The organism is Prevotella sp. HMSC073D09 (assembly GCF_001814145.1).
Classification (GTDB): Bacteria; Bacteroidota; Bacteroidia; order Bacteroidales; family Bacteroidaceae; genus Prevotella; species Prevotella conceptionensis.
In genome coordinates this window covers 27,866-38,429 of record NZ_KV815107.1, presented here as the reverse complement: position 1 = coordinate 38,429, position 10,564 = coordinate 27,866, and the positions used below count along the sequence as shown (strand labels likewise).

Below are 10,564 nucleotides of genomic sequence, written 5' to 3'. Positions count from 1 at the left end.
AAGACTAAACATGATGGGCGCAATGATGCGAACATTTTTAAGTCCCTTTTGAGGTAAGAGCATAGGGCAACGAGGCGCGCAGGGCGTTTGCGTTTCACCCAGTTGCGCCTTTAACCCTATCGGCTTTCCGCCATATCGCGCTAGTGAAGAACAGAGAGGGGCTTACTTTGGGTGAGAGGTGAAACCAATTTTTCTATTTGTCGGCCACCTGAACACCCTATTTGCAGCTCCAAATCTTTTAGCAGGCAGCAGTAATAATCTTTATTAATTTTCCTTACTGGCGCGTACACCCTACCCCGTTTTTTGTTACTTTTGTATTGTTGGCCGATGCCATTATGCGGCAAAGGCCCTGATAATGCAAAACCAATAGGATATGGAAACGAACATGAAAGAGATGTTGGCACAACTTGCCACCACCACACAAAAGGCTGAAATAGAAAGCGTGCTGCAACAAACCACAGCCCAACTGCTACACCATTATAAGATACGTGCACGCGAGGTGGAACTCTATCCCATCGAGTTAGAAAGTTATTTCTATCGCGCAGGCGTGTTCGAAGACCCCTACGTGCACACCAACGAGCTGCAAGCCAACCATTTTGGCGAACTATATGTGCACCGCCGAGGCAAGGAGGCCACCTCACCGTATAAGATGGACAATCGCGTTTGCATGGGCATTTCGCTCTCTGTAAGCACTGGCTATTATTATTCGGCCCTTATTCGCAGCGCGGTTTTTGCCGACGGCAGCATGGTTTTCGGGCCAAACAATGTGCTGATGCACTTCATGCGCAGTGTAAACGCATCGGCCAACATCCTTGATGCCCACTTCTTCGATACCCACCATGCAGGCACATTCATGCTTGCACCCCTCTTTCATCTTGTTGAAGGACAACAAGTGCTGTTTGAAGTAGATGCCTCTGCCGACCCGCGCGACAAGTCGTACCTGATGCACGGCGCGAGAATAGGGCTTGGCGACACCGCACCCTACTTCCAACAGCTACCTCTTAGGGCCGCCATCGGCAAGTTGTCTAAACCCTTCGAGTTTAAGGAGAAAACCCAACTGATGGACAACTACCTGGCAGAACACAAACTAACCGGCGACAAGGCCAAAGAAATGGCCAAAGAAATGCGCCAGTAGTGTGCATCAGCGGTCTGACGGTCGATTGGGATTTAACATGGCAGTTAGCATGCAAAAGCAGCCGTGTTACTTCGTTGCGCTCACACAAATCGCTTTTGCAGCCATCGCCTTACGGGCATATCGTAGAATTTAAGGCATACCCAAGCCAGGGCGATGCAGGCAAACACAAGGGCTAGGACTTGCGGAATGGTTTGGCAGAAAGGTGTGTCGTGCCTCTTTGCGTAAGCAAAACAGGTGTAGATGAGGGGAAAATGAATGATGTAAATTGGATAAGAAATGTCGCCTAGGAAGTTGCATATACGCGTAGAAAGGGCATCTGTGGTTTCTCCCGATGCGCCTATCCACACCACAAGAGGGAAAACCAGCAACACACAAAGCGCTTCGTATATGCCGTTTGCCCACATTTGGCTTTCTCCGCCTAGGCGCGGAGGCACAGTAACGGCCACAATGGCTAGGGCACACCACCAGAAAGCACCGCGCACCCGCCACTTACGAAATACGCGCGAAAGCAACAAGCCGGCCGGGAAGGCGAACATCACGCGGAGCAATCCGCCCCAAAAACCATAGTTGGCGAATGTCCATCCTGCACCTAGGTTGCCGTACTCGTTGGTTATGGCGTAGCCAAACAGCGCGCCACCTATGGCAAATACCAGCATGGCGAGCCAACGCGTAGACAACTTGCGAATGGCCAACACATAGAGCAGGTTGGCAATATACTCGAAAAACAACGACCATGTGGGGCCGTTAAGCGGAAAAATCTCACCAAAACCACGTACCTCTACACCTCCCCAAGCAGGCACTAGAAATAGATTCAGCAGCGTGGCGAAGGCCAAAAGGGCCACAGGCACATCAGACACTTTTAAATATTCGGTGCCCTGGGCATAAAACAACAGTCCGCCAAGGAGAGCACCTATCACCACCATGGGATGTAGGCGGATAACCCTTCGCTTAACAAAGGCCATAATGCCCATTGTTTTTAGGCGGTCGTCGTAGGCATAACCGATAACGAAACCCGATAGCATGAAGAAGAAATCGACGGCCAAATAGCCGTGATTGACACACTGCGTGAGGCAGTTTGTGGCAAAATCTTCGCCTATATGATAACAAATAACCACGAGGGCGGCAACGCCGCGCAATCCGTCTAGCAAGTGATAGTGTGGCTTGGTATCGGCAAAAGCTGCCGCAGAGGTGTTGTTTGAGGTCATGTAAGCGGTATGCGTTTGGTTTTTATAAGGCACAAAGGTAAGCAAAAAAGCGGGAATGGCAAAACGTCGTTGAAACTATGGGGGCGTATGCAGGACTACTAGATTACTTAGAAGATAGCTAGATAGCTAGAATAATTAGAAAACAAGGATTGCAAGAAGGACTAGGTTTATTAGAATTTCCAGGAAATCTAGGATAACAAGAAAACCAAGAAGAACTAGAAGGCCTAGGATAACCAGGTTCCTTACTATGCTAGCTCAACTCGTTTCTCAGTAGCGTAGCCATCTTTTCACCTTTCACTTTTAGGAGTTAAGGAGTTAGGGAGTTAAGGAGTTAAGCCAAATGTATAGTTGGCACTAGCCATCTTTTACCATTTTACCCTTTCAACTTTTCACCTTTTCACCTTTCACGCCTTACACTCGCCAATCCTAAGCTGATTGCGAAATGTAAGGCGTGAAGATGGTGTGCGAGTTGCCGCGGATTGGGGCGGTTATCGCTTTTGGTCGAAGGCCACGAACTCTTCGTAAGTAGGCGTGCGACCCGTTGTTACTTGCATCACCTTGTTGTAGATGGCTCGGCGCGAAGGGGCGTTAAACTCAATATGGTCGACATCCGTGGTGCGCATAATACTGTTTTCGCTAGGCCGCCAAACGCCAGTGGCATAACGTGCGCCACCTCCAAGGAAGAGCCCTAGGCCTTGATTGGCATAGCGCGTGTCGGCCAAGAACTCGGCCCAAGGTGCCTTGGTGGCATCATTGGTTGTTGAAACGTTCATCAACCAACCCAAAGTGTGACCGTAAGTGAAACGCTCGCGGCCGGCATCATCGAGGTCGAGGTTCTGCAAGTCGTATTCGTCGTCGAGCTTGCCGATAGCATGCCCAGCCGTTTCGTGTACGATGGTGTGTCGGAAGTAGGGACCATCAACACCGCCATAGAGCGTGGTATAGGCGCAAGACAATGTAGAACCCCAATTGCCCCAGAATGTAATGCCGCCTGGTTTGGTGGTGTTCATCACCACGCTGATAACAGAGTTCTCTTCTTTATAGCCAGGAACGGTCGAGGCGTAAAGCATGGTCTTGTAGTCTAGGTTGTCATCGTTGATGAATCCGCAAACCTTACCGTTCTTAATGGTGCTTGCCAAGGCCGTAGAGCCACTTAAGTCGCTGCTAAGTGAAACCTTTTGAACGACGTAGACATTGAAATAAGGCCTAAGCGACTTCATCGGTTCGAGCGCGAACAGATGTTCGGCCGACTTCTTCATCACCTCTTCGTAGGTTCCGTTCTTTATCAAGTCTACCGTAAACCCGTCGCCCATGAGGATGATGTTATAGCCATTGCCCTTTGTTGCCGTTTGCAGCGTGGTTACTTTCCCGTCTAAGGCCACAATTTCATCGTTCTGTTTAATGAGCGAAGTTTCCTCAACGTCATCGCCGCTTTCGTTACATGCCGTAAACGTTAGCGCAAGAAGGGCAAGGGCGATGTAAGTTAAATGTTTGAATTTATAAAGCATAAGTGTTGTTTTAGTGGTTGAAAAGCGGAGAGGCCATCGCATCTTGGCCTCTCCATTGTAGCTTATTTTAGTTGGAAATAAAGGTAAACCCAACTCTCCTCTTCGCCTGTGCTGTACTTGGCATGCTCGATATAGATTTTACCCCAAGTGCCGTTTGAGCTGTAAGAAGAGTAATCGGGCCCTCCGTATAGTGTCAATTCGCTAATCCACGGCTTACCGCTAGCGTTGCCTAGCGGATAAAGGGGATAGGGTTTCAGCAGCTTGTCTACAACTTTTTTGAAGTGATACGAGTAGCTGCCTGGTGCAGAAGTGTCTGCCACGATGCAGTTTTTTGTCCACGAATCGCTCTTAACTCCGAGCACGCCTGTTGAACTGGTTATGAGCCAGAGGTTCTCTCCAGAGTGCATAAAGTCTTTGATGTAGAAGTTGTTGTTGCCTAAAACCATCACCGTCTCCGTCCAAGCGTTGAATAGCGCATAGTTTTTCGAAGCAGGGTCGGCATAAAATTCGGCCTTCTTCGACATGGGGAAGTTGAGCTGTCCAGAGAATACCACGCCGCCATCCAGTTTAGAATAGGGGTCTACATCGTTGCCTTCTAGTTTAAGTTCGTAGCTGTACACCGTTTTGGCAGCCACCTTTTCGGGAGCTTTGATGGTGATTGTGGCCAGCGAGTCGCCTGCGGCAAAGGTTGCTTCGGCTGGCAGCTGCAATCCTGCCGGTTGCGAAAAGGCGGTAATCTTCACGGTGAGAGCTGCACCCGTGTTGTTTCTTTTAAGCGTCAGCGTGGCGGTACGATCGTTGATGTCGGCCGTATCCATCACGCAGATGTTGTTGTTGGTGGGTGCGAAACGCACTTGCTGGCATCCACTGGCCACTTCGGGGCCAGGTGTGTAGTCGTCTTTATCGGAGCAGGCCGTGAACAATGCCACGGCAGTTAGCACCCCTATTAGACCTATATGCTTAAATGTTTTCATTCTAAAAGCTGTTTTGTGTTATCAAAAACAATGTCTTACTTCTTTTCCTCGTGAACGCCCGTGGGGTCGGGATTGTTAACGATGTTTGCGTTGTACTGCCTTTCGTAGTGGCTGATGCAGATGTTCATGCGCGGTGCAACGAAACCCGCCTTGGTGTTCCATTGATAGTCCGTAGGATGATTAGAGCCTTCGTAGTGACGGATGACAGCTTTTTCGAGTCGTTTGTAGTCAAAGAAGACTATACCTTCACCCCAGAACTCGATCCGTTTTTGGCGTAATATCTCATCGTTAAAGGCATCCATGGTTGTGGCGGTGCACTGATAAGAGTTGTCGTCATAACGATAGGTGTTCAGGTAATTGGTCAATGCCTGCTTGCCAGCTGCCAATCCCTCGTAATGGGCTTTGGCCTCGGCCTCAATGAGGAACATTTCCTCGGCGCGCATCAACGGAATATCGACAGCCGCTCCTACTTTGTAGTTCTTCATTTCTCCACTGCGTGGGTGGAACTTTAAGCTGGTATAGGCTGGAAGTTTGGCCCAATCTTCGGCCTTGTAGAGCGTGGTGTACTTCGGGTATGCCGCAGTTTGGCCAGCGTCAGTTGGGGCAATCCACGTGTTTTTACGCCAATCGCCGTTCTCGATGCCTTTATACAAGCCTGCGTCTATCATGCGGAAAGCCTTGTATTCGAGGTTGTTTAAGCCGAAAGTATTTTCAGGCGACATGTTGCCAACAAAGTTTTTCCAGTTCCAGTTAGACCCATTCGTCATGTCGTTCGAGTTGATTTGCACGGCCAACAGCCACGCTTCGTTGGCCGTGTTAAAGCCCGTTGTGCTGTTAAACCATTCGGCCTTGGTAAGTGGGCGATGGCCTTCGCTAATGGCTAAGCGTGCATATTGGGCCGCCTTTTTAAAGCAATCGTTGGCCGATGTGATGCCCAGCTTGTTGTATTTAGCTAGTGCCTCGTCGTTTTCGTGTGCCAATTGTTCCTGCAAGTCGGCGTTGTACTTCTCGAAACGCGTACCAAGTTGCAACCACATGCGTGCCTTAATGCCAAAGATAACGCCTTGGTCCATCATGTTTGCCCCGCTTCTTTTATAGCCTTGCAGATATTTTTCGGCTCGGTCTAGGTCGGTCATGATAAAACGATACATCACGTAGAAGGGCGCACGCCTATCTGTTGTAGCCTCTTGTTGCGTGGTGCTCTCGGTGCGGATAGGTACAGTAAGGCCGTAGATTTTATCGATTCCAGCCTTGTCATCCAGTTTGGCATACCCTGTTTTCTTATACTCGTAGGCGAAAGCCATGTCGTAATAGGCAAACGCGCGATAACCTAGCGCGTTGCCAACATGGGCAAGCTCTTCGGTACTTGTATTCTCGTTGATGGCAACCGCTCCCACTGTGAGGTTGGCTTTCTTTATAAGTTCGTAGTAGAAAGGCCACCAATCTGTTGCCACATAATATTCGGGGCTGTAATTGCGGTCGAATCCCTCGTCTTGATAGTAGTCGTACAGCATATCGTAAACGGGTATCTCGGCACACATAGCTTCTCTGTCCATAAATAACCCCGCATATCCGTAGTGTCCGTTTCCTTTGCCCATGCGCAGCATAGCACCAGGTATGGCCTTGCTTAGGGCGGCTGCCGTATTGTCGGTTTCAAACAGTTGTTCGTGCGTGAAACCCTGTCCTGGGTACGCTTCTTCTAGGCAGGCAGTTAAGGTAGGTGCTGTTAGGCTGAGCAATATGATGTGTTTAATGAACCGTTTCATAAATGTTGTCCTTTCGTTGTTGTTAGAATTTAACGGATATGCCAGCGGATGCTGTGCGCATGGGCGAGTATGCACTGTCGCTTACGTTACCATTGAGACTTGTTCGGGGGTCGAATCCCTTGCGTTTGCTCCAATAGGCCACGTTGTCGCACGAGAGGAACACGCGCAAGCTGCTTAGTTGCAGTTTCTTTATTAGCTGTGCGGGGAAGGTATAGCCCAAACTTATCGACTTGAAGGTGAGCGTGCTAGCATCGATTAAGAACCTATCAGAGAAGGCGGTTGTTTTCAAGTCGCCGTATTGGAAACGCGGTATGTTGCTGTTGGGGTTCTCACGTGTCCAAGCATTGAGCAGGTCTTTGTGGTAAGCCTGCGGTGCAATCGAGGGCTCGGGGTTGCGCATCATGCCTTCGTATCCGTTGTCGTAGGCCTTGCCTCCGAGAGAGTATATGAAACTGATGTTCAAGTCAAAGCCGTAGGCGCGTACCGAAGTGCCGAAACCGCCGTACACGTCGGGATGCGGACTACCACCTAAATAGTAGTCGGCCGAGCTGTAATCGGTTGTGGGTTTCAGCTTGCCTGTTGCCTGGTCGGTATAATACCAGGTGCTCAATCCTTCTTCGTTTACGCCTGCAAACTTCTTGATGTACCACGTATTGATGGGTAAACCCTCGCCGATATAGCGCGAACCGTTGGAATAACCTGCGTGTCCCTCTTTCTCTAACGTTTTATTTTCTTTGGGAAGATAGCTTATCTTGTTGCGGTTGTGCGTGATATTGAAGTTCATCGACCACGTTATGTCCTTCGTGCGGATGATTTCGCCGTCGAGGTTTACTTCGATACCGCGGTTCATCATGTCGCCAACGTTGTCGTAGTAGCCATCATATCCCAATGAAGGAGGCACCGAGAACCACAGCAGCATGTCGGTGGTTTTGCGCTGATAGAGTTCTACACTGCCCGTAAGTCGGCGCTTAAAGAGTTCGAATTCGAAACCAGCGTTTATATTGGTGTTGGTTTCCCACGTGATGTCTTGCTTACCTTTGTTGCTGAAAGCCAATGAACCCTCGCCGTTTACAGCCAGCAGGTCGTAGAAGTCTGAGTAGTAGAAGTCGCCAATGTCATCGTTACCTTGCTGTCCAAAGCTGGCTTTAAGTTTCAGCATGTCAACCCATTTAGGCTTGAACCACTTTTCCTTGGTCATTATCCAAGCACCGCCAAACGACCAGAAGTTACCCCAACGATGTTTTGGGTGAAAGCGCGAAGAGCCGTCGCGACGGAACGATGCCGATGCAAAGTATTTGCTATCGTAGTCGTACTGACCGCGGAAGAAGAAGCCTTCGATGTTATAGAGGTCCTTGTAGCTATTTGCCGACACCAGCGTAAGCGCGCCCGACAGCTCGGTGTTCATCTTATAAGCAAAGATGTTGTTCTTTCTTCCCGTAAGGGTAGTGCTGCTGTTGCGTGTGTACTCGTGGCCTAACAGGGCCGAAACGGTGTGTTTCCCAAACTCCTTATTATAGTTGAGCAGTTGCTGCGTGTTGAAAGCGAAGGTGCGATAGTGCGAAACGCCAACCTGTCCGCCACGAGTTTTGTCGAACCCATAATATGGGTTGGCGGCATCGTTGTCGCGGTTTTCGGTGTTATAGATGCTTACGTTGGTTGTAAGCTTAAAGTCTTCGAGGAACGAAAAGTCTGCATACCCTTGCATTCCGTAGGCATTGCTACTGTTGGTCGATATGTTCAGAAGATCGTTTTGCAAGGGTGCATCGTTTAAGAAAATCTCTCTCGTTACGCCGTTAACCGCTCCGTTGCCATAGTCGTACATCTTTCCGTTGCGGTCGTACATGATATTGCCTTTGCCATCGCGAAGGTATAAGGGGTAGATGGGAGGTATTTGGTGGGCTGCACCGAACGCATTGCCCGACGAATTAGATTCGGAATGCGTGTAACTGATGTTTCCGCCGAAGGTTAACCACTTGCGTGCTTGGTACTCCGACTTTAAGCGAGCCGAGTAGCGCGTGTAGTCTGAGCCATAGCAAATACCATTATTCTTCATGTAACCGATGCTGGCGTAGGTCTTGAAGATGTCTGTTCCGCCATTGATGCCGATGTTATACTCTTGTCGGAAGCCTTTGCGCAGTCCTTCTTTCTTCCAATCGTCGGGATAAAGCATGTACTCTTTGCCGTTGTGCCGAACCACATTGCCCAATGTTGCATGTGGGTTTAGCTTGCCGTTTTGTCCTATAAGGTATTCGCCTTGTGGCACACTGTACACGATGCTGCCCAGTCCGCCTTGGCTACCAGGCTTGTAAATGGTTTCGTTTGCTTTGAGATAGGCCGAGTAAGCATCCATTCCGTCGCCGTAATGAAACTTGTTGTAGATGGCTTTATAAAACATTTCGTAGTACTCGCCGGGCGATTTTACGTTGTCGTAATCCACTTTGGCATCTTCGTTAAAGCCCCACTTGGCGTCTACCGAGATAACGGCATTGCCGCGTTTGGCCGTTTTGGTGGTGATAAGGATAACGCCGTTGGCACCACGTGCGCCGTAAAGTGAGTTGGAGGCGGCATCTTTCAACACGCTGATGCTCTCTACATCGGCGGGATTGATGTCGCTGTAATAGCCCGAATAGGGCAGTCCGTCGACAACGATGAGCGGCCCGTTGCCGGCATTGAGCGAACTGATGCCGCGGATTTGGATGGTGGGCGACGACGACGGACCGTTTCCTTCGATCATCTGTACGCCCGAAACCTTGCCGTTAAGGGCCGACAAGGGGTTGTTCACTTGTCGCTCGGCAATCTTGTCGGCATTAAGAACGCCGGCCGAACCAGTGAACGCCTCGCGCTTTTGCTTACCGAAAGCCACCACGATAACGTCATCGATTTGTTTCGCATCCGACTTCATGACGATGCGCATCTCGGGCTTAATGGTTGCCGTTACCGTGTTCATACCGATGTACGAAACGATTAACTCGCGTGCCGTTCGTGGTACGTTGTCGAGCGTAAACTTTCCATCGAGGTTGGTGGCCGCGCCCAGCGTTGTGTCTTTAACCTTTACCGAGGCTCCGATAATGGGTTCGCCCGACTCGTCTACCACCGTTCCACTGACCTTCATTGTCTGTGCTGCGGCGAAGAAAGCCACAAGGCACAGAATCATTAATGTTGCAGTTCTTCTCATCATAGAGTAAAGTCAATTGTTAATAGTATGTTTTTTGTTAGGTTTGAAAGGCTCGTTCTAAAAAATCCCCTATGGTAAGGACGCATTGCAACCATAGTCCTCCAATGTTTTCTCTGCCGTGTCACGTTTCTTTCGCGGCTCTTTCAACAGCGTGGCCTTACCGTCAATTTCAACCAAGTCCGCAAAATAATGCCGTGATAAAACTCAAAATACATTGTTAGGTTATTTCCAAAACTTGCCAAGAGCTTTTATATTCATTTCACTCTCTGGATGGCAAATGTAATTAAATTCTGCAAATGCAGCAAAGATTTGGCGAGAAAAAAAGCTTGTTCGTTGAATTTTGTTGGCGTGGCACAATGTGAGTGTCTTTCTTGAAGTTACTTATGTTCAATAGTTTGTGCGGTTGTTAAGGCACACAGAAAGAACGGCCGCCTTGTAAGATTAATGAAAATATATGCAGATGTCGTCTTGACTTTTAATATTTCTAGAGATTGAGAGGAGTTTATGTCTTTGTGCTGTGAAACCAAGATAAACGCCCCGCTCATATATGAAGAACAGGACAAAGATATGATGAAATCTGAAATTCCGCCCCATTCGCCTGCGGCAAAACATGGCTCTGTCTCAAAAAGGTAACCTGGCGAGAGTTCTTTCAATACCTTCTTTACAAGTTGAAAGCATCTTTCCCATGGCACATAATGAGGAAAAAAATAAAGCGCAATTCTTTATGTTTCATCTGTTCTCATGTCAAAATGGACGTATTTATGTCAAAACACGAAAGATGAACGTTTTCGTTAAGCCAAA

General features: G+C 48.9%; 6 protein-coding genes. 1 reads left to right on the top strand and 5 read right to left on the bottom strand.

What is annotated here, in order from left to right; all coding sequences use genetic code 11:
* Positions 1 to 373 precede the first annotated feature (373 nt).
* Complete coding sequence (locus HMPREF2955_RS09000; protein WP_070722779.1) at positions 374 to 1,135, top strand: hypothetical protein; 762 nt, start codon at positions 374 to 376, stop codon at positions 1,133 to 1,135.
* Between the two features lie 80 nt (positions 1,136 to 1,215).
* Here the strand turns inward: HMPREF2955_RS09000 and HMPREF2955_RS08995 are convergent, their stop codons facing one another.
* From HMPREF2955_RS08995 to HMPREF2955_RS08975, 5 genes are all read right to left on the bottom strand, one after another.
* Positions 1,216 to 2,340, bottom strand: coding sequence for an acyltransferase family protein (locus HMPREF2955_RS08995; RefSeq protein ID WP_070722844.1), 1,125 nt, complete (start codon positions 2,338 to 2,340; stop codon positions 1,216 to 1,218).
* 488 nt (positions 2,341 to 2,828) lie between these two features.
* Complete coding sequence (locus tag HMPREF2955_RS08990) at positions 2,829 to 3,848, bottom strand: M64 family metallopeptidase (protein ID WP_070722777.1); 1,020 nt, start codon at positions 3,846 to 3,848, stop codon at positions 2,829 to 2,831.
* A gap of 62 nt (positions 3,849 to 3,910) precedes the next feature.
* Entirely contained in the window at positions 3,911 to 4,822 is a 912-nt protein-coding gene (locus HMPREF2955_RS08985; protein ID WP_070722776.1) for a hypothetical protein, read from the bottom strand.
* 35 nt (positions 4,823 to 4,857) lie between these two features.
* A complete protein-coding gene (locus HMPREF2955_RS08980; RefSeq protein ID WP_070722774.1) occupies positions 4,858 to 6,588 on the bottom strand; it encodes a RagB/SusD family nutrient uptake outer membrane protein in 1,731 nt (576 codons plus the stop codon).
* A 22-nt stretch (positions 6,589 to 6,610) separates the two neighbouring features.
* Positions 6,611 to 9,763, bottom strand: a complete 3,153-nt coding sequence (locus tag HMPREF2955_RS08975) for a SusC/RagA family TonB-linked outer membrane protein (RefSeq protein ID WP_070722841.1) — start codon at positions 9,761 to 9,763, stop codon at positions 6,611 to 6,613.
* Positions 9,764 to 10,564 lie beyond the last annotated feature (801 nt).

What these genes read in the sequence shown, in the direction of transcription:
- HMPREF2955_RS08990 (WP_070722777.1), bottom strand. Translation starts at nt 3,848, where the DNA reads ATGCTTTATAAATTCAAACATTTAACTTACATCGCCCTTGCCCTTCTT.
- HMPREF2955_RS09000 (WP_070722779.1), top strand. Translation starts at nt 374, where the DNA reads ATGGAAACGAACATGAAAGAGATGTTGGCACAACTTGCCACCACCACA.
- HMPREF2955_RS08995 (WP_070722844.1), bottom strand. Translation starts at nt 2,340, where the DNA reads ATGACCTCAAACAACACCTCTGCGGCAGCTTTTGCCGATACCAAGCCA.
- HMPREF2955_RS08975 (WP_070722841.1), bottom strand. Translation starts at nt 9,763, where the DNA reads ATGAGAAGAACTGCAACATTAATGATTCTGTGCCTTGTGGCTTTCTTC.
- HMPREF2955_RS08985 (WP_070722776.1), bottom strand. Translation starts at nt 4,822, where the DNA reads ATGAAAACATTTAAGCATATAGGTCTAATAGGGGTGCTAACTGCCGTG.
- HMPREF2955_RS08980 (WP_070722774.1), bottom strand. Translation starts at nt 6,588, where the DNA reads ATGAAACGGTTCATTAAACACATCATATTGCTCAGCCTAACAGCACCT.